This is a genomic window from Streptosporangium jomthongense (assembly GCF_042650425.1).
Lineage (GTDB): Bacteria > Actinomycetota > Actinomycetes > Streptosporangiales > Streptosporangiaceae > Streptosporangium.
This window is the reverse complement of record NZ_JBHSBC010000008.1, coordinates 156,983-175,088: the sequence shown is the minus strand read 5'-3', so window position 1 is coordinate 175,088 and position 18,106 is coordinate 156,983. Positions and strand designations below refer to the sequence as shown.

Sequence of the window (18,106 nt, the reverse complement as noted above, 5' to 3'; positions counted from 1 at the left end):
CGGGCCCCCCGCCGGGTGCTCGCTCTCCGGTTTCTTGGGGTGTTCCCGCTAGAAGGAGATGCTCCAGGAGTTGACCACTCCGGTGTCTCCCTGGAAGTAGTCGCCGACCATGAGCGACCAGGTGCCGTTGCCGAGCCTGGAGGGGTTGCTCACGGTGAAGGTGACCGGCCCGTCGTAGGGGGTGCAGGCCTCGTAGCCCTCGTACTTCAGCACCCGGGCGGACCCGTTCGGCTGGTACAGGGTGATGCGCACGTCCTGCGAGCAGGTGTGCTGGATGTCGGCCGTGACGGTGAACGTGCTTTCGGGTTCCCCGTCGAGGGCGACGTCGATGTCGGTGTAGTCCTGGTATCCGTCGTTGATCTCGAAGGGCGTGTCGTTGGTGAAGGTGCGCCCGCCGCCGGTCCCGCCGACGGTGAGGGTGAAGACGGCCGAGCGGTTGGCGCTCGTCCCGTTGCCGTTGAGGCTGATGGAGTAGGTGCCCGCCGGGGTCGCGGACGAGGTGGTGATGCTGACCGAGGAGCTCTGCCCGCTGGTGATGGTCGCCGGGCTGAAGCTCACGTTCGCGCCGGAGGGCACGCCGCCGGCGTTGAGCGAGACCGACTGGGCGTTGCCCGAGGTGACCTGGGTGCTCAGCGTCGCCGAGGCCGACTCACCGGCCTGGACCGTGGCCGAGGACGGGCTGACCGAGACCGAGAAGTCGTCGGTCGGGGGCGGGGTGTCGCCGCCGACGGCACCCTTCCAGACCGCGTACGCTGCGGCGTCGGCCGCCCGGTCGAGGATGGTGTCGTTGATGTTGCTGGTGGTGTCACAGGAGGAGTGGTAGCAGGAGTCGTACGCCCTGCCCGACGTACCTCCCCACTTGGTGGCCTGGGCCGAGGTCTTGATGTCGCTGGCGCCCGCGGCCACACCGGAGGTGGCGATGCCCGCGTTGCGGAAGGAGGCGTCGTCGGAGCGGTTGGCGCCCTCGACGTTCTCCTCGGTCTGGACGCCGATCTTGGTGTAGAAGGCCTTGAGATCGGCCGCCGCGGCGGTGGCGATGTTGTTGATGAAGTAGCCGCCGTTGGGCGAGCCGACCATGTCGTAGTTGTAGTAGACCTTGATCTTGGAGCGCTCGGCCGAGCTGAGCGAGCCGACGTAGTACTTCGAGCCGAGCAGGCCCTGCTCCTCGTCGGTCCACCAGCCGAACCGCACGTGCTTGGTCATGGTGGGGTTCTTCGCGGCGAGGGTCAGCGCGACCTCAAGCAGGGTGGCGGAGCCCGAGCCGTTGTCGTTGATGCCGGGACCGGCGGAGACGCTGTCGAGGTGGGCACCGGACATGACGACCTGGTTGGCGTCGCCGCCCGGCCAGTCCGCGATCAGGTTGGGACCCGCGCCGCCGCTGCAGCCGGAGGTGCAGCTCTGCCGGGTCACGGTGTAGCCCGCGGCGCGGAGCTTGTTCTCCACGTAGCTGACCGACTGGGTGTAGCCGGCGCCGGTCGAACGGCGGTTGCCGCCGTTGCTGCTGGCGATGCTCTGGAACTGCTGCAGGTGCGCCTTGACGTTGGCGAGGCTGATGTCCGGTGCCTCACCGCCGCCGGGCGGGCCGCCGCTGACCGTGAGCGAGTACGTCACGGTCCTGTCGACGTCGGTGCCGTCCGCGGTGACCGTGATCGACGAGGTGCCGTTCGGCGTGTTCGACGAGGTCGTGACGCTCAGCGTCGAGCTCTGGCCCGCGGTGATGGTCGGCGGGCTGAAGGAGGCGCTCGCCCCCGAAGGCAGGCCGGAGGCCCGCAGCGTGATGGACTGGGCGCTGCCCGCCGTCACCGTGGTGCCGACGGTCGAGGTCGCCTGCTGGCCCGCCTGGACGCTGCCCGAGGTGGGGTTGAGGGAGACCGAGAAGTCGTTCGGGTTCTGGATGGTGCAGGTGCCCTCACCGGAACCGGCGGAGACGTTGACCGCGCTCCAGGCCGCCCTGACCGCGTTCCACTCGACGCAGCTGTTGGGGAAGAGCTGCTTGGCCGCGGCGACCGTGGCGGCGCGCGCCTTGGCGTGGGTCCACGGCGAGGTCTTGTTGTTGAGCCCGGCCATGAAGATCTGGCCGGCCTTCTGGATGCCGATGCCGGTCAGGTTCGACGATCCGGAGCAGACCGGGCTGGTGGGCTTGCCGCCGCCGGGGTTGGTGCCCTCGGCCAGCAGGTAGAACCAGTGGTTCTGCGGACCGGCCGCCGCGTGCACCTCGGTGTTCGGGATCGAGGAGCTGTAGCAGTCCGGGTCACCGTTGGTGCTCGGCTTGTACATGTAGCGGATCGGCCCCTGGCCGACCAGGTTGACCTCCTCGCCGACCTGGTAGTCCGCCGGGTCGTTGGGGTTGTTGGCGTAGCTTTCGAGCAGCGCGCCGAAGATGTCACCGGTCGACTCGTTCAGGCCGCCGGCCTCGTTGCCGCTGCCGCCGTCCCCGGAGCCGGAGAACTGGAAGATGGCGTGGCCGAACTCGTGGCCGACGACGTCCATCGGAGTCGCCTGCTGGTTGTTCGACTGGTTGTGGCCGAAGTTGGTGTAGGACCCGTTCCAGAACGCGTTGACGTCGTTGAGGCCGACGCGGATGGGGAAGGCGCCGCCCCGGCCGTTGAAGCCGTTGCGGCCCAGCCAGTCCCTGAGCATGTTCCACTCGGTCTGCGCCGCGTAGAGGGCGTCGACGCAGGCGGTCTCAAGGTTGGTGCCGGAGCCGTTGCCCCAGGAGTCGGTGCTCTTGGTGTAGGCCGAGCCGTTCTGGCCGCCACAGGCCAGGCCGCTGCGGGTGGTGTCACGCATGGTGTAGGAACCGGACGACCCCGAGGTCTGGATGGTGACCGGGTTGCCGTTGTAGAAGCTGTTGCCGGTGCCCGCGCGGACCTCGTCGTAGGAGTCCAGCACCGAGCCGGTCAGCGCGTCGACGAAGACGTGCAGCACGCTGGGCGCCTTCTCGGTGGCGCCCCTGACCACGACCTCCCAGGCCAGCTTCGGCTGGGTGCCCGCCGCGTGGACCAGCAGGGTCGGGGCGTCGGCGCTCTCCACCTTGGCGAGCTTGGCGCGGGCGGTGGCCGCCGCCGCCGAGGGCCTGACCCTGGGGGTGACCCCGACCTTGATCTCCGCCCGCTGGCCGGAGGCGACCTGGCCGAGCTGGTCACCCGCCCGGTCGGTGGTCACGATCACGTCGCCGCCGTAGACCGGCAGCCCTCGGTGGGTGCGGGCGTAGGTCAGGTACTGCAGGCCGTACGCGCCGTCGATGGTCTTGGCCAGGGTGAACTTGTCCTGTGCGCTCTTGCGCAGCGTCCCGGACTCCGCGGCCAGCGCCTTGCCCGCGTTCGCGATCGCACGCTCGCGGCCTCTGGCGTTGGGTGGGGTGAACGCCCTTTCGAGTTTCTGCGCCGCTCCCACGGGGGTGGGCTTCGCGTCCGCCGCGGGCTTGGCCGCGTAGGCGCCGGGCGCGTTCGCGAGCGTGGAAGCCGCCAGCGCCGCTGTCGCCAGTACGGCGACGGCACCTGTTCTGAGCTTGGATCTCACTCTGGATGACTCCTCTCACAAGTCCCCTGGGGGGAAAGGGACCAAGGAGCCGTGGCCGGCCAGGGCTGGACCAAAGGTGCCATTACTACGACATGTCAGGAACCCTCCAGCTGCCCATAGCGCCTTGCTATGGGGAGTCCATAGACCAGGCCTGCCGATGCCGACCTGGGCTTTTCGCTGGTTACGGCGGTCTTTCTGGAGTGGCCGGAAAAACCGCAGGTCGCGCATTGGTGAAACACCCCATAGTGCTCTCAGGCCGTGATAGTCAAAACGGGAGTTTCCATGGTCAAAAACGACGCCGCGTCCGCCGAAGTTATCCCGCTCGCCACAGGCCGGGTCCGGCGGAGCCGCCGCGTCTCCTCCGCCCCCGCCGGCACTCCCCTGCCCGCGATGATCGACTCGTTCGAGCTGTGGCTCATGTCGAAGAACTACTCGGAGAACACGAGGCTGGCGTACCTCGGTGCGGCCCGGATGTTCACGGAGTTCCTGGTCGCTCAGGCGTTGCCGTGCGACACCGAGGGGGTTAAGCCGGAGCACGTCCGCCTGTTCCTGGTGGCACAGCAGAAGCGGGCCAGTGCTCTCACCGTGTCCCACTACCACCAGCGGCTGCAGGCCTGGTTCACGTGGATGGAGGGCGAGGGGGAGCGCACGGAGTCGACGTGCCCTGTTCTGATGGCCGACAAGCCGACGTTCCCGACGAAGGTGAAGATCCCGCTGACCGAGGAGGAGCTGGCGCGACTGCTGGCCACCTGCAAAGGCAACTCGTTCCTTGACCGTCGGGATACGGCGATTCTGCGGGTCCTGATGGACAACGGCGTCCGGGTCAGCGGCTTGACCGGATTGCACCTCGACCATGTCGATCTGCGCGGTAAAACCCTGAAGATCATCCTGAAGGGCGGCGACGAGCACCTAGCGCCGATCGGGGCGCGGACCGTCGCGGCGCTGGATCGGTACCTGCGTGTCCGGGCCCGTCACCCTCTCGCTGAGCTGCCGTACCTGTGGCTCGCAGAACGCGGCCCGAACCCGACGGTGGGACTCACCAGGAGTGGGGTGCAGTACCTGTTGGAGCAGCGCGGCAAGCAGGCCGGGGTGGCGAACGTACATCCGCACCGGTTCCGCGCGACCGCGACCCACCACCTGCTGGCTGCGGGGGGCGGGGAGTCGGACGTGCAGAGGATCATGGGGTGGAAGACGCAGTCGATGGTGCAGCACTACAGCGCGGGGCTGGCGCATGAGCGGGCGCGGGCGGCGCATGCGGGGTTGTCCTTGTCGGACAGGCTCTGAGGGTTCTCGCCGGGGTCCTGGCCTTCCTGGGCAGCGTCACAGGGGGCTGGGGTCCGGCGGGGGCCGCGCTCACATCATCACCTGTGAGCGTGGCTGGCGGGGGCGCGGTGTCGGTCGCGCGGGCGCCGCCGGGGTCAAGCGGCGTTGCGTTCGCCGTCCTCGTATCCGTCGCGGTAGCCGACTCGGTACTGCAGACGCGGATGGCGCAGGATCCAGGCGAGGGTGATGGTAGCGCTGGCAGCGAGCAGCAGGTGATGGAGAGAGATCGGCAGGGAGTGGCCGGGTATGAGGGCGTCCAGCGCCACGTAGGCGACGCTGAGGGCCCATAGGGCGATGGTGACCAGTGCGAGGAGCATGGAGCCTCCTGAGGGGGGACTGCTGACAGCACATGGCCGGGCGGCGTTAGGGCCTGCACGACGCTGTGCTTACGGCAGTCCTATATAACACTGCACCAGAAGAAAAATCCGCCTCCTGAGTGACAAAAATCCCTGCCCAAGTGGCAGTTTTTCCCGTCTCCCCTGGTCACGCTAGGAATAGCGCATCGAAAATTTTTTCGATGATCGCCCGTTTCGGGCGGCGCATTCGTGGTCAGCCGAGCTCGTCACGCAGGATCTTCTCGATTCGGGAAAGGCCCCGTTCATAGTCCTCCCGGGCCCGCTCGTAGCGCTCCCGCTCCTCTTCCCGCCACTTCTCCAGCTCCCGCCGGCGCTCCTCAGGCAGGCGGGCGAGCAGTTCGTCGAGGGTGTCGTCGGTTGCGGTCTCCCCCACGGCGGCCGCCTCCGGGTCGAGACCCGCCAGGGCGAAAGCCTCGTCACGCGGGATGCCCAGGGTGTCGGCGAGCGCGACCACTGTGGCCGGCCGAGGGCGTCGGCGCTGGGTCGCCAGGTTGTTGATCGTGCTTCGGGCTACGCCCGATCGGCGATGTAGGTCTGTGGCTGTCCAGGTGCGGGCGATGCGCTCCGTCTCGATGCGTTTCCAGAAGGGCAGACCTGGTGGACCAGTTTCGTGCTCCATGAAGCATGTTGTAGCACGGTGGAGCGTATTGAGCATCGGATCATGACGTAAATCACGGGAAACTCTTGACTCCGACTGTAGTGATATGCCTTGAGATGTAGCGTATTGAATCGAGATGTAGCATCTTGTAGCGTATTGGCAGTGAAGGAAGGAGGTCAGATGGACAACCTCACATCCGAGACCATGCTGACCGTGGAGGAGGCTGCTGCCCGCTTGCGGGTCAGTCAGTGGACTATCCGCCGCGCTATCCGACGCGGTGAGTTGAGTGCGACCAAGACGTCCTCGGCCCGGAACGGACGGTGGCGGATCCCCGCCTCCTCGTTCGCGACGTACACGGCGCCGAGCAGCTGATGGCCACCCCCGAACAGCGCAGCCGTGCCGCCCGGATCGCGGCTCACGTGCAGTGGGCGCGCACTCCTCACCGGGGTGAGCGGACGGAGGCGGCCCGCCGAGCGTCGCCAGTGTCACTGGACTACTGGATCGCCCGCATCACTGCTGAGGGCAAGGTCCGGAAGCAGGACATCCCGGCAGCGGCGGAGAACGCCCACACCGCGTACATGACGCAGATGTCGCTGAAGGCGGCAGCCGCGCGTAGCAGGAAGGCCGCCGAGCGCAGCGTGCGCCGGTCGGCGTAACCGGGCGGCCCGGGCCGGGCCAACGGCCGGGCGCCCGTAGACCCAACCCCACCAATCCGATTCCACGAAAAACGAAGGGTCAGGCCATGCCTGAACACTACAGAACTGATGAGCTCGTCCGCGTCATCGTCGAGGGCCGCGTCACCCACTTCGTCGCCGACGAGGCCCCGGGCGAGCTGACCGTCGCATTGCAGACCGCGACCGGCCTGTACGACGTGACCGTCCCGACCGACGTCGCGACCATCGAGCGGTTGGTCCCGGCCGACGGCGTCCCCCGGCTCGGGGAGATCTGGCGAGACCGTTACGGCTGCGACTGGTTCGCTCGCCGAGACGCAAACACGGTCGCCCTGCAGGCCGCGACCGGCCCGGCAGAGCCTTGGGTGCACGTCAACCAGACGTGCGGCCCGTTGACGAAGGTCTACCCGGTGTCCGTCATCGTGCTTGACGGCGGTCAGCCTGTCGAACCGGAGCAGCCCGCCGTCGAGGTGGCCGCCGACGTCGAGACGCCCGAGCTGCGTGTCGGCGACCGGTGGCGGGACCGGGAGAGTTGCGTGTGGCGGGTAGTCGAGACCTACGGCCAGCTGATGCTCGCCTGCGACTACACCGGAGAGCAGCAGTGGTGGGAGGGCGTCAGCGCGGGATACGGCCCCTTGGAGCGCGTCACCGACACCACCCCCGGCGGTGAGGGATGACGTTCGGCGACCTCACCCCCGGCCTCCTCGCCCGGATCCCGGCCCCGCCGGACACCCTCACGCCCGACAGCGTCCTGCCGCCCGCGGTGCAGATCCTGACCCACCCCACCCCCTGCCGCCGCCGCGGCTGCCGGGCGGTGGAGGTGATGGCGCGGCTGCAGGACGGCGGCCGCCCCCGCCTGTACCACCGGCTCCCCGGACGGCCGGTCGTCCTCATCACCATCGCGCAGACCGAGGAGGTCTGACATGTCCGACACCCCTGACCGCCTGCTCACCCCGGCCGAGGTCGCCCGAATGTTCCACGTCGACCCGAAGACCGTCGCCCGGTGGGCGCTGGCGGGAAAGCTCACGTCCTTCCGCACGATCGGCGGCCACCGCCGGTTCCGCGAGGCCGAGATCCTCGCCCACATCGCCTCCACCCAGCAGACCAAGGAGTCCTGATGTTCTCCCCCCACACCATCACCCGCATGACCGAGCAGCTGCGTCAGCTGCAGGACGAGGTGAGCGCCACCGAGCAGGAGCTGGAGAAGAAGAAGGCTGCTGTGTCCGAGTGGTCGGAGTTGCTCGCGTACGCCGAGCAGCACCCGGCGCTGCTCCCGCCTTCGGTTGACCGGTGGAAGGAGGCGTTGCACGGGGGTACCACTCCCCCGGCTGCCCCCGGCCCGGACGACCAGCTCGTCGCGCCCCAGCAGCGGGGAGGACCGTGGTGCGCGTGCGGCCTCCCCGGGCTGCCCGGCATGCGGCACACCGACGGGGCCGAGTGCGTCCCGCTCGCCCCGCGGCTGCCCGCGACCGCGGTCCTCCCCACCCCGGGGCGGGCGCCGTTCGAGCCGTACGTCCCGTCGGCTGACCGGGAGCAGGCGTGACCACCCCGAAGATGCCCGGCCGCCGCCCGCTGGCGTGGCTGCTCGCGACCGTCATGGTGCACCTGCTCGCGGCCTGGGCCCTGACCCGGCTGACCCGTGCGCTGCACGACTGGTCCCACGCGATCCCCCCGATCGGGTACGGCGCGGCCCTCCTGGTGCTGGTGCTGCCGGTGCTCACCCTCGCCGCCGTGGCCTACACGTCCAAGGACGCGTCGTGACTGCCGCCCTCCCCCTCATGCTCGCGCTGGCCGCCGCCCTCCTCGGGGTGGCGGCGGCCCGCCGCGGCCACTGGCTCCACGCCACCCTGTGCGGCACCGCCTGCCTGCTCGCCGTGTACGTCGTCCTGCTCGTCGGCCTGCCGGTGCTCGCCTTCGCTGCCGAGGAGGTTGGTCGTGGCTGACCTGTCTCCTGTCGAGCAGATCCGCGCTGCCGCCGCCTGGCTCCGCGCGCAGGACCAGCAGCTTCCGGGCGGCCGGTGGGACTTGCACGAGGACCTCATCCTGACCGGCATCACTTCGCGAAGCGTCGTCCTCACCGACGCCGCCGACCGCGACGGCATGGACGCGCTCGTGCTGTCCGGGGAGTGGACCGGGGAGGAGCTCGCCACCATCCGTCTGCTGACCGTCTTGCGCGGCGCGCTCGACCCGTTCGGCGAGGTGCTGGGGCAGATCGCTGACGGCATGGACGACTACGGCGCTTACGAGCGGTACGCCGGGACCGGCCTCACTGGCCCGGACCGGCAGCGGGTCGTCGCCGACGAGAACGGCAGGGTTCGCCACGACTGGACCGCTGCTCTCGCTGTGGCCCGGACGATCCTCGGGACCACCCGATGACCGCCGCCGACCTCACCACAGGCCCGGCGGCGGGCGCCCGCACCTGGACCATCACCCTCCCCGCAGGGCTGCAAGTCATGAACGCCAACAAGCGGATCCACCACATGCAACGGGTGAAGCTCACCCGCACCCTGCGGGAAGCCGGAAAAGCCGCGGCCGAAGCCGCCCAGATCCCGCAGCTCGCGCGCGCCCACGTGTTCGGTGTCTTCTCCCCGCCGGACCGGCGGCGCCGCGACGTCGGCAACCTCTACCCGTCCTTCAAGGCCATGATCGACGGCCTGGTCGACGCCGGGGTCCTGCCGGACGACGACGACCGGCACCTGGTCGGCCCGGACATGAGGATCGGGCCCGTCGTGAAAGGCGGCCAGCTGCAGCTGCTCGTCATCGAGCTGCCTGCCCCCGAGGCGGTGGACCAGTGATCCCCCTCATTGCCGACCTCGTCGCCCTACGCCGTACAGCACAGATCCAAGGCCAGGAGCTCGCGCACACCCTCGGGTTGGGGGCGAGTGCCGGTCCGTCGATGGTCAGCCGGTGGGAGTCCGGGCAGGCGATTCCTGTCGTCGGCCACGTCATCGGGTACGCGCACGCCGTCGGCCACCAGCTCGTCGTCGTGCGTGACGGCGAACCGGCAGGCGCCCTCGACGAGGTGCTGTCCGACCTGGCCGGGCTGCGTACGGCGGCCGGCCTGTCGCGGGCTGTCGTGGCTGAGTGCCTGTGGATCACCGCCCCGTCGGTGGCCCATCTGGAGCGTACGGCCGGGCCGCGCACTCAGCTCACCTCTCTCCTGCGGTACCTCGGCGCGCTCGGCTGCACTCTCGCCCTGGTGCCGTTCGAGGCGGTGGAACGGTGAGACGCCCACCACGCATTATCACCTGCGTCTGCTGCGGTCAGCAGGGTCCCTCGCAGGGCCGCGGCCTGATCCGGGCGTGCTACCAGCGCCACCGCAGCACCGGCGTCCTCGACCGGTTCCCCATGCTCGGCAAACCGCCGGTCCAGGCCGGGAAGGCGGCTCGGGAGGCGCGGCTCGCCCGGCTGGAGGACTACGCGGACCTCCTCGCCTGGGGTGCCTCATGGAAGGAAGCGGCCGCCCGTGTCGGGGTGTGCCGCCGTACCGCTGAGCGGTACAACGCCGCCCTCCGAACCCTCGAATCCGAATCCCCCGAAAGGAAATCAGCGTGACCACACCCGAGCAGGTCAGGCCGTTCGCCGACGTCCTGCGTGACATCCGGAACGGGCAGGTCTCCGACGAGGCCGCGGCCGCGATGCAGCAGCTCGTCGCCGCGGTCCGCGAGCACGGCAAGAAGGGCACCGTGACCCTCACTCTCACCGTGGAGCCGATGAAGGGCAACGAGGCGGCGCTCATGGTGGTCGGCGAGGTCACGGTGAAAGCCCCCAAGGCACCTCCGCGGGCGGCCGTCTTCTTCGCCGACACCGCCGGAAACCTGCTGCGCGACGACCCCCGGCAGGCCGCGATCCCGGGCCTGCGCGTACTCGACAAGACCACCGACCAGCCGAAGGACATCGCCAAGTGACCACCCGTACGGAGAACGACGCCCTCATCGACGCCCTGACCGACGCGCAGATCTCCGAGCAGCTGAACCCCGGCGGGTTCTACGCCTTCAAGCTGCGCGACCGGGTCGAGACCATCGACCTGCGTGACCCCGACGAGACGCGGCCCGCCCGGAAGAAGGGCACCGTCCGCGTCGACGACCTGGCCAGCTTCGTCCACTACTACCGCAAGCACTGCGACGCCCAGTCCGAGGTGTACGTCGACATTCAGGCTGGGGTCATCACTGCCGTCCTCGACGCCCACGAGGGGTGGGTCAGCGAGGAAGAGCGCGGTTACATGCCGCGATGGGGTGAGCACCGCCTCACCCTGCGCCTGGCCGAGACGGACGCGTGGCGGAGGTGGGCCGGCCTGGACCGGCAGTTCCTCAAGCAGGCCGCGTTCGCGGACTTCATCGACGACAACCGCGCCGACATCCGCAAGCCGACGGCGGCGGACATGTTGGAGCTCGTTCAGCAGTTCCAGGCCAAGACCAAGGTGACGTTCTCCTCGGCGACTCTCCTGGCCAGCGGGGACAGGCGCCTGACGTTCGAGGAGGAGACCACCGCGGGCGGCGGCGCGAAGGGCTCCATCGAGGTGCCCTCGACGCTGGAGCTCGGGATCGCGCCGTTCGAGGACAGCGAGCCCTACGTGGTCACCGCGCGGTTCCGGTACCGGATCCAGGGCGGTGCTCTCTACATGGGCATCTGGCTCGACAACGCGACCGACGTGCGGCGTGACGCGATCCGGACCGTCGTGGCGAAGCTCCAGGAGGAGCTCGGCATCGTCGTGATGCGGGGCACGCCCGCGTGATGAGCACCACCAGCACTCTGCCCCCCACCGGCCTGCTCGGTGGGGGGCTTCCTCCTGCTCTACCCAGAGACGCGCAAATCACTGTCGCGACTCGCGTCGGCACCCGGGTCACGACGACCACGTGGCCGGTGTGCGTCGGTGTCGCGGACTTCATCACACGCTTGCTTGGAAAACCTGGAGACCCTGATGATTCGTGACTGGTTCCGCACCCGGGCCGCCCTGATCCGCCGCCTCGACGCGGCCGACCGCCTCCTGGAAGAGGCGCGCGAGGAGGCTGCCAAGGAGGCCTCCGTCTCGGGCTCGCATCGGAAGACGGTCCTGATGCAGGCGGCCACGATCCGCACCTTGGAGGCCCGGCTCGACCTCTTGCAGCGGGCGAACATGGCACGCGACCGTGTCCGGTAGGTGTTGGCCGTTCAGGCACCGGTGGGTGTCGGTCCCGATCGTGGCCGGTGGCCGGCCAGTGCAGCAGCGGTGCGCGCGGTGCGGCAAGACGAGGGTCCGCGTCCAGTAGTGCCCGGTTTCGCACATCCATCCGTGTAGCAGGATGTAGCAAGTTGTAGCGTCTTGAATCGTGTTGGAGCGTGATGTAGCGTGTTTCCTGCAGGCGCCGATCAGCGCCTCCCTTCCCCCGGATCCCAGGAGCCCGCCATGCTCGCGCAGCGTCTCACCGTCCCCCAGCTGCTCGCCTCCGCGCCTGTCAGTCGGTACGCCGCCGAGCTGACGGGATGCGCCGAGTACGGCGTCAAGGGCATCTTCCGCGACGGCGACGGAGTGCTGGAGGTGCGGGTCTACACCGCCCCCACCGGCGCCACCCCCTGGCGTCGTGAGCAGGCCGTCCAGCAGGTGGAGACGGCGCTCCAGCACCAGCGGGCCCGGGGCCTGCTCGACGACGCGCAGCTCGTCACCCGGGTGCAGGGCGGCCCGTGGCGGCCCGCGATCGCTATGTGACCCCACCTTTGGCACGGGGGGTTTCCGGGGAGCACGAGACCCCGCCCCGCAGACCCCCGCCCCCCTTCTTCAGCGAACCCAGGAGCCCAGAAGCAATGACCACCACGACCAGCGGGTTGGAGTACGCGGCCCGCTACACCCACACCTACCGGGACGGCCGCACCGTCACCATCACCAGCATCCACCACGAGACCCCCGACGACCAGGAGTGGGCGCTTGAGCGGGTCGCCGAGATGGTGCGCGCGCAGCAGGCGCTCGGCCACCCCGTGAACGCGCACCTGCTCGTGCGGCGCGCGGCGACCGACTGGAAGCCCGCGCAGATCACGCCGATCAGCATCGCGGACCTCACGAAGTCGCAGCACGACGGGTGGGCGTGCGTCACCTGCGGAAAGCAGCGCGTCGTCGAGGAGCCGATGGTGCCCGCCGGGCAGGTCCCGGCCGTGGACGGCGGCCCGTCGTGGACGTTGTTCCGGTGTGTGGACTGCCCTCCGCGTGAGGTCATCGGCACGCTCCCCACCCCGACGGCTGTCGACCCGGCGAGCGTCCCTGACGAGCTCGTCGAGGTGGTTCTCCGGCAGCGCGGCCTGGCCGCGCTGTTCGCCGACACGGGGAAGATCCGCGTCGAGCTCGCCGAGATCCTGACCGTCGCCCACCGTACGGCCGGTGTCCGATGACTGCCCGCAGCATGATCACCCTGACGGAGATGCAGCCCGACGGGTCCGGAGTCGTGGTGACGTGGCTGATCTCGACGCACGACAAGGAGGGGTTCAGCACCGTTCTCCGGGACCTCCTCGGCGCCCCGGACGCTGAGACGATCGTCTCCGCAGAGTCGGCGGCGACGTACGCGAAGACCGTGCAGACCACGCCGGGCACCATCACCACGTTCCGGGACCCGGCGTGAGCATCCCGCCGCGCGTTCAGGCGCTCGCCAACGAGCTCGACGGCCTCATCGAGGGTGCCATCAACAACCAGCCACGCACCCTGCAGACCCGCATCGGCCCCAGCGAGTTGGGCATCCCCTGCGACCTGCGCATCGGCTACAAGCTCGCCGGGCACCCGGCCGTCAACACGAACCAGCCTCTGAGCTGGAAGGCGTGGATCGGCACGAACGTCCACAACGGTCTGCAGGAGCTGCTGGAGCGCGCGAACTGGGCGTTGCCGAACTGGCACACCGACGGCCAGTCCCGGTACGCGCTGGAGGAGCGCGTCACCGTCGGCCAGATCAACGGCGACGACATCTCCGGCAACTCGGATCTGTACCTCGACGGGGTCGTGTGGGACTGGAAGGTGCCGGGCGGCAACACCCTTCGCGAGTACAAGAAGCGCGGCCCCGGCGAGCAGTACCGCGTCCAGGCGCACACGTACGGCCTCGGGTGGGAGCGTCTCGGCTTCCCCGTGACCGACGTCGCCATCTACTTCCTGCCCCGCGACCAGGAGTGGAAGCAACGCTTCCTCTGGTCGGAGCCGTACGACCGGACGGTCGCGGAGGCGGCCCTGTCCCGCGCGGACGGCATCGCCAAGCTCGTCCAGGCCCTGGGCCCGGCCGCGTTCCCGCTGTTGAAGCGCCGCGAGGCCTGGTGCCGGTCCTGCCCCTGGTTCCGGCCCGGGGCCATGAACCTCCCGGACGGCTGTCCGGGTGACCCCGACGCCCTCACCGAAGCCGCGTCGGAACTGCAAGACCTCATCGCTCAGTAGCAACGAATCCAAGGAGCACAGATCATGACGACCCCGTTCACGATGGACGCCAACGCCTTCCTCATGGGAGGCGGCATCCCGTCCGCGCAGTTCCCCAACCAGGCGTTCGGCACCACCGTCAGCGGCCCCATCACCACCCCGCCGACCGTTGAGCAGCAGAAGGACCTCGACAGCGGCGAGCCGAAGGTCTGGTCGGACGGCAAGCCCATGATGCAGATGGTCGTCACCGTTCAGACGTCCCTGCGTGACCCGCAGATCGTCGACGACGACGGCCAGCGGAAGTTCTACATCAAGGCCAAGCTCCTCGACGCGGTGCGTACCGCTGTCCGCCAGTCGGGCGCCCGGGGCCTGGAGGTCGGGGGCGTTCTGTCCATCACCTACGTCGCTGACGGTGAGGTGAAGAAGCGCGGCCACAACCCGCCGAAGATCTACACCGCGACGTACATGCCGCCGTCGGCCGTGCAGGCAAGCGACTTCCTTCAGGGTGCCCCGCAGGCTCCGGCTCCGGCTCCGCAGTACGCGGCCCCGGCGCCCGCGCCCGCCGTTCCGGCCCAGCCCGCCCAGCCCGCGCCCACCCCGGCGGCGGGCGCCGCGTGGACGCCGCCGCCCGGCCTGGCCCCCGAGCAGGCCGCCGCGCTGGCCGCGCTCGACCCGCAGCAGCGGGCCGCGCTCGGCTTCGCCTGACCCTCCTGAAACCCCGGTGCCCGCCCTTGTGGCGCGCGAGGCCGCGGGGCGGGCACCGGCCCCTCCCTTTACAAAGAAAGGTTCCACCGTGAGCGACGTCCCTGAGTGGGTGGCTGGCCTGACTCCTGAGGAGCTCGAGGCGGTCCACGCCGAGGAGGAACACGACGAGTGGGCGGAACGCGGCGAGGACATCGAGGTCGACGACTTCAACGACGACTACTACGACCGGCACGCCTCCTGACCCTCCTGATCAGCCCCCGCGCGCCGAAAGGGGAAGCGGCGCGCGGGGGCCTCTCCGCATCTCTCCCCTGCCCGACCAGCAGACGCCCAGGGTGCGAGTCCCTGGGGCGGGCACTCAGCACCACCCGCACGACCGAGAGGGGCCCACCATGCGCACCACCCACAGGACACCTCTCCACGGCGAGGCGACCGCGTGACCACACCTCCCCCTCTCCTCACCACCGCCCAGGCCGCGCACACCGCAGGGCTGTGCGTCATCCCCACCGCAGTCGACGGCACGAAGCGGCCGTACCCAGGCGGCGGATCCTGGGAGCACTACAAGACCACCCGGCCCACCCCGGAGCAGCTCGCCGAGTGGTTCGGACAGCCAGGCCTGTATGACGGTCTCGGCTACGTGTGCGGCACCATCTCCAGCGGCCTCGAGCTCCTCGAGCTCGAGGGGCGGGCCGTGCAGGAGGGCTACCTCGGCCGGTACGCGCGCCTCCTCGAAGACCACGGCCTGGCCGAGCTGTGGGAGCGCATCACCGGCGGATACCTGGAGATGACCCCGTCCGGAGGGCTCCACATCCTTCTGCGCGTCGACGGCGCCCCGAGGAAGAACACCCGGCTCGCCCGTCGGCCGGCCACCCCTGCGGAGCTCGCCGCGTGGCGGGTCGAGCAGCAGGCCAGCGTCGACGCCGAGCAGGACCTGCAGGTGCGGGCCAAGCGGCAGGCCCGCCTCGACACCGTCACGCGGGGCGAGCAGGTCCCCCAGGTCCTCATCGAGACCCGCGGTGAGGGAGGGTTCGTCGTGGCCGCGCCCAGCGCGGGCCGGACGCACTCGAGCGGCCGCCCGTGGGTGCTCGCCCGGGGCGGCCCCGCGACGATCGCGGTCGTGACCGAGGACGAGCGGGACGCGCTGCACGCGGTCGCGGCCATGCTCGACGAGATGCCCGTCGCAGCCCCGACCGCACCCGCGGCCTCCTCTGCGGGCGTGAACCGTACTGCGGACCACGGTGATGTGGTGCGGCCCGGCGACGACTTCAACGCCAAGGCGTCGTGGCGGGAAATCCTCGAACCGCACGGGTGGAGGCACACCCGCAACTTCGGGCGGTCGCTCGGCTGGACCCGGCCCGGCAAGTCCCGCGGCATCTCGGCGACGACCGGGACTAACGACGGCGACAACCTGTACGTGTTTTCCTCGTCGACGGAGTTCGACACGGAGACGCCGTACTCGAAGTTCTCCGCGTACGCGCTCCTCGAGCACGGAGGGAACCACGCGGCCGCGGCGTCCGCGCTGCGCGCGCAGGGGTACGGCGGAGCGATGCCGGAACGGGACGAGACGGCCGAGCTGTACGCGCTGATCGCCCCCACCACGCCGAGTGCCTCGGGGCCGCCCCCTTTCGCAGGGGGCGCTGAGGGGGCGCTGGCCACCGTCCACCACCTCCCCGGCGCGGCCCCGGAGCAGGAGGAGCCGATCACCGCCGAACAGGCCCAGGCGCTCGCGTTCGAGCGGGAAGTCGAGGCCGAGCTCCGGCGGCTCCGCGTCCGCGAGGAAGCTGCCCGGCGGGCCAAGCGTGCCCGCGCGGGCACCGTAGCCCGGCCTCCCATCGTCGCCCTGGACGAGTTCCTCTCCGTCCCAGACGAGCCCGCCCAATACCGCCTCGACGGCCTGTGGCCGATCGGCGGCCGCGTCGTGCTCGCCGCCCAGTACAAGGCGGGCAAGACGACCATGATCGGTAACATCCTGCGGTCCCTCGCCGACGGCGTGCCGTTCCTCGGCCGCTTCCCCGTGCAGCCGGTCACCGGCCGCATCGTGCTCCTGGACGACGAGCTCGACGAGCGCATGGTCCGCCTGTGGTTGCGTCGCCAGGGCATCGAGAACACCGCGGCGGCCGCGGTCGTGTCTCTCCGCGGCCGCCTCTCCTCGTTCGACATCCTCGACCCCGAGACCCGCTCCGAATGGGCGGCCGACCTCCGCGCCTTCGGGGCGTCCGTCGTGGTGCTCGACTGCCTCGCCCCGATCCTCGACGCCCTCGGCCTCTCCGAGGACAAGGAGGCCGGTCGATTCCTCGTGGCTTTCGACGAGCTTTTGAAAGAGGCGGGCGTTTCTGAGGCCATTGTTGTGCACCACATGGGGCATTCCGGTGAGAGGTCCCGGGGAGCTTCCCGGTTGCGTGACTGGCCGGATGTGGAATGGCGTCTCGTCCGCGAGAAAGGCGATGACGGGGAAATGGATCCGGCGGCGCCCCGGTATTTCTCGGCGTATGGCCGGGATGTTGAGGTGCCTGAATCTCTGCTCGCCTACGACCCGTCGACGAAGCGCCTGGAGCTCGCCAGTGGCAACCGGCGTGACGCCAAGACCCGGGGCACCTCGGACGCCATCATCGAGGTTCTGACGCTCTCCCCGGGCTCCTCCGGGCGGCAGATCGAGGACGCGATCGCGGGTGAGGAGCACCCGCAGAAAACGATCCGTGAGGCGCTCAAGGCGCTCGTCTCCGCGGGCCGGGTGCGTAAGTCTCCGGGTGCGCGCGGTGCTCATCTCCACTGGCTTACGGCCGGTTCGAGCGCGTCACAAGATCACCAATCCGGGTCTTCGGCATCGAGTGTCAATAGTGTTTCCGCAGGTCAATCCCAGTGCGTCAGCGCGTTGATCTTCGATGCGTCAATAAGCGAAAACGATCTTCCCTCCAAAACGAGTGCGTCACAAGATCAACGCACTAAAACCGCAGGTCACAACGCCAGTGCGTCAAGCGCGTCAGCAGTGCGTCACACACTGGGCGGTGAGTGCGTCAGTGCGTCCCCCCTAAAGGGGGACGACGCACTGACGCACACTCCACCGCCCGCCCCCGATCCCCGAGACCCCAGCGACCTCCTCGCCCAACCCGCCTGGGTCCTCATCGACGGGCAACGCGTCAACCCCACCACCGGCGAGATCCTCAACCCCGAGGAGCGCCCGTGATCCCGGCCTGGCTCCTCGCCCGCTCCGGCGGCCAGCTGCGCACCGCGGGCATCACCCAGTGCCCACGGTGCTTCGCCCCGGTCCTCCGAGGCCTCGACGCCGAAAAATGCGCACTCCCCGTCCGAGCCGATATCGGCCCGATCGACGAAATGGGCGAAGCGATCGCGCTTCTCCAAGGCCGCGCGACGTACGACCTTGTCGGCAACGCGCAGAAAAAGGAGCTCGAGCACCGCTATGAGTGGCACATAAGAAATCCCCGCCGATATCCGGTACTCGCCGCACATAAATGCGGCTCACCCCTGCCCGCTATTCCTGCCCGCGCGCCTGAAATCCTCACGGAGGCCGAAAGCAATGACGCCCCCTTCTGAACCCCCACCACCCCGACGGTCG

At 69.6% G+C, this 18,106-nt stretch carries 27 protein-coding genes; 24 read left to right on the top strand and 3 right to left on the bottom strand.

Annotation, left to right across the window (positions count from 1 at the left end):
* Positions 1-48 precede the first annotated feature (48 nt).
* A complete protein-coding gene (locus tag ACFOYY_RS08800) occupies positions 49-3,522 on the bottom strand; it encodes a M28 family peptidase (RefSeq protein WP_386189217.1) in 3,474 nt (1,157 codons plus the stop codon).
* 282 nt (positions 3,523-3,804) lie between these two features.
* Here ACFOYY_RS08800 and ACFOYY_RS08795 point away from each other — a divergent pair, with 282 nt between their 5' ends.
* Complete coding sequence (locus ACFOYY_RS08795; protein WP_386189215.1) at positions 3,805-4,806, top strand: tyrosine-type recombinase/integrase; 1,002 nt, start codon at positions 3,805-3,807, stop codon at positions 4,804-4,806.
* A gap of 134 nt (positions 4,807-4,940) precedes the next feature.
* Here ACFOYY_RS08795 and ACFOYY_RS08790 read toward each other — a convergent pair whose 3' ends face one another.
* Together ACFOYY_RS08790 and ACFOYY_RS08785 are read right to left on the bottom strand one after the other, a co-directional pair.
* A complete protein-coding gene (locus tag ACFOYY_RS08790) occupies positions 4,941-5,162 on the bottom strand; it encodes a hypothetical protein (protein ID WP_386189213.1) in 222 nt (73 codons plus the stop codon).
* Positions 5,163-5,394: 232 nt separating this feature from the next.
* A complete protein-coding gene (locus tag ACFOYY_RS08785; protein ID WP_386189211.1) occupies positions 5,395-5,820 on the bottom strand; it encodes a helix-turn-helix domain-containing protein in 426 nt (141 codons plus the stop codon).
* 159 nt (positions 5,821-5,979) lie between these two features.
* On the opposite strand from ACFOYY_RS08785, the gene ACFOYY_RS08780 reads away from it, so the two are divergent.
* From ACFOYY_RS08780 to ACFOYY_RS08670, 23 genes are all read left to right on the top strand, one after another.
* Complete coding sequence (locus ACFOYY_RS08780) at positions 5,980-6,171, top strand: helix-turn-helix domain-containing protein (RefSeq protein ID WP_386189209.1); 192 nt, start codon at positions 5,980-5,982, stop codon at positions 6,169-6,171.
* 110 nt (positions 6,172-6,281) lie between these two features.
* Entirely contained in the window at positions 6,282-6,455 is a 174-nt protein-coding gene (locus ACFOYY_RS08775; protein WP_386189207.1) for a hypothetical protein, read from the top strand.
* Positions 6,456-6,541: 86 nt separating this feature from the next.
* On the top strand, positions 6,542-7,147 hold the full coding sequence (locus ACFOYY_RS08770; RefSeq protein WP_386189205.1) for a hypothetical protein: 606 nt from the start codon (positions 6,542-6,544) through the stop codon (positions 7,145-7,147).
* Positions 7,144-7,392, top strand: a complete 249-nt coding sequence (locus ACFOYY_RS08765; protein ID WP_386189203.1) for a hypothetical protein — start codon at positions 7,144-7,146, stop codon at positions 7,390-7,392. The genes ACFOYY_RS08770 and ACFOYY_RS08765 overlap by 4 nt, the downstream gene beginning before the upstream one ends.
* 1 nt (position 7,393) lies before the next feature.
* Complete coding sequence (locus tag ACFOYY_RS08760; RefSeq protein ID WP_386189201.1) at positions 7,394-7,588, top strand: BldC family transcriptional regulator; 195 nt, start codon at positions 7,394-7,396, stop codon at positions 7,586-7,588.
* Entirely contained in the window at positions 7,588-8,013 is a 426-nt protein-coding gene (locus ACFOYY_RS08755; RefSeq protein WP_386189199.1) for a hypothetical protein, read from the top strand. The genes ACFOYY_RS08760 and ACFOYY_RS08755 overlap by 1 nt, the downstream gene beginning before the upstream one ends.
* Positions 8,010-8,231 (top strand): hypothetical protein, encoded by a 222-nt coding sequence (locus ACFOYY_RS08750; protein ID WP_386189197.1) that lies wholly within the window; start codon positions 8,010-8,012, stop codon positions 8,229-8,231. The genes ACFOYY_RS08755 and ACFOYY_RS08750 overlap by 4 nt, the downstream gene beginning before the upstream one ends.
* Positions 8,228-8,413 (top strand): hypothetical protein, encoded by a 186-nt coding sequence (locus ACFOYY_RS08745; RefSeq protein WP_386189195.1) that lies wholly within the window; start codon positions 8,228-8,230, stop codon positions 8,411-8,413. The genes ACFOYY_RS08750 and ACFOYY_RS08745 overlap by 4 nt, the downstream gene beginning before the upstream one ends.
* The gene (locus ACFOYY_RS08740) at positions 8,406-8,846 is read left to right on the top strand and encodes a hypothetical protein (RefSeq protein ID WP_386189193.1); all 441 of its coding nucleotides are present in this window, start codon (positions 8,406-8,408) and stop codon (positions 8,844-8,846) included. The genes ACFOYY_RS08745 and ACFOYY_RS08740 overlap by 8 nt, the downstream gene beginning before the upstream one ends.
* The gene (locus tag ACFOYY_RS08735; RefSeq protein WP_386189191.1) at positions 8,843-9,265 is read left to right on the top strand and encodes a hypothetical protein; all 423 of its coding nucleotides are present in this window, start codon (positions 8,843-8,845) and stop codon (positions 9,263-9,265) included. Before ACFOYY_RS08740 ends, ACFOYY_RS08735 begins: the two co-directional genes overlap by 4 nt.
* Entirely contained in the window at positions 9,262-9,696 is a 435-nt protein-coding gene (locus ACFOYY_RS08730) for a hypothetical protein (RefSeq protein ID WP_386189189.1), read from the top strand. The genes ACFOYY_RS08735 and ACFOYY_RS08730 overlap by 4 nt, the downstream gene beginning before the upstream one ends.
* Positions 9,693-10,025 carry a hypothetical protein gene (locus ACFOYY_RS08725; RefSeq protein WP_386189187.1) on the top strand — a complete coding sequence of 111 codons (333 nt, stop codon included), beginning with the start codon at positions 9,693-9,695 and terminating at the stop codon, positions 10,023-10,025. The genes ACFOYY_RS08730 and ACFOYY_RS08725 overlap by 4 nt, the downstream gene beginning before the upstream one ends.
* Complete coding sequence (locus ACFOYY_RS08720; RefSeq protein WP_386189185.1) at positions 10,022-10,378, top strand: hypothetical protein; 357 nt, start codon at positions 10,022-10,024, stop codon at positions 10,376-10,378. The genes ACFOYY_RS08725 and ACFOYY_RS08720 overlap by 4 nt, the downstream gene beginning before the upstream one ends.
* Entirely contained in the window at positions 10,375-11,205 is an 831-nt protein-coding gene (locus ACFOYY_RS08715) for a DUF2303 family protein (protein WP_386189183.1), read from the top strand. The genes ACFOYY_RS08720 and ACFOYY_RS08715 overlap by 4 nt, the downstream gene beginning before the upstream one ends.
* A gap of 165 nt (positions 11,206-11,370) precedes the next feature.
* Entirely contained in the window at positions 11,371-11,610 is a 240-nt protein-coding gene (locus ACFOYY_RS08710; protein WP_386189181.1) for a hypothetical protein, read from the top strand.
* 246 nt (positions 11,611-11,856) lie between these two features.
* Positions 11,857-12,156, top strand: a complete 300-nt coding sequence (locus ACFOYY_RS08705) for a hypothetical protein (protein ID WP_352009295.1) — start codon at positions 11,857-11,859, stop codon at positions 12,154-12,156.
* A gap of 95 nt (positions 12,157-12,251) precedes the next feature.
* Positions 12,252-12,830: a hypothetical protein gene (locus ACFOYY_RS08700; RefSeq protein WP_386189179.1), complete on the top strand. Its 579-nt coding sequence runs from the start codon at positions 12,252-12,254 to the stop codon at positions 12,828-12,830.
* Between the two features lie 11 nt (positions 12,831-12,841).
* The gene (locus ACFOYY_RS08695; RefSeq protein WP_386189177.1) at positions 12,842-13,057 is read left to right on the top strand and encodes a hypothetical protein; all 216 of its coding nucleotides are present in this window, start codon (positions 12,842-12,844) and stop codon (positions 13,055-13,057) included.
* Complete coding sequence (locus tag ACFOYY_RS08690) at positions 13,054-13,851, top strand: hypothetical protein (protein WP_386189175.1); 798 nt, start codon at positions 13,054-13,056, stop codon at positions 13,849-13,851. Before ACFOYY_RS08695 ends, ACFOYY_RS08690 begins: the two co-directional genes overlap by 4 nt.
* 24 nt (positions 13,852-13,875) lie before the next feature.
* Positions 13,876-14,535, top strand: a complete 660-nt coding sequence (locus ACFOYY_RS08685) for a hypothetical protein (protein ID WP_386189173.1) — start codon at positions 13,876-13,878, stop codon at positions 14,533-14,535.
* 88 nt (positions 14,536-14,623) lie between these two features.
* Entirely contained in the window at positions 14,624-14,776 is a 153-nt protein-coding gene (locus ACFOYY_RS08680) for a hypothetical protein (RefSeq protein WP_386189171.1), read from the top strand.
* 192 nt (positions 14,777-14,968) lie between these two features.
* Positions 14,969-17,716 (top strand): AAA family ATPase, encoded by a 2,748-nt coding sequence (locus ACFOYY_RS08675; RefSeq protein ID WP_386189169.1) that lies wholly within the window; start codon positions 14,969-14,971, stop codon positions 17,714-17,716.
* Positions 17,713-18,084, top strand: a complete 372-nt coding sequence (locus ACFOYY_RS08670) for a hypothetical protein (protein WP_386189167.1) — start codon at positions 17,713-17,715, stop codon at positions 18,082-18,084. The genes ACFOYY_RS08675 and ACFOYY_RS08670 overlap by 4 nt, the downstream gene beginning before the upstream one ends.
* Positions 18,085-18,106: the final 22 nt, after the last annotated feature.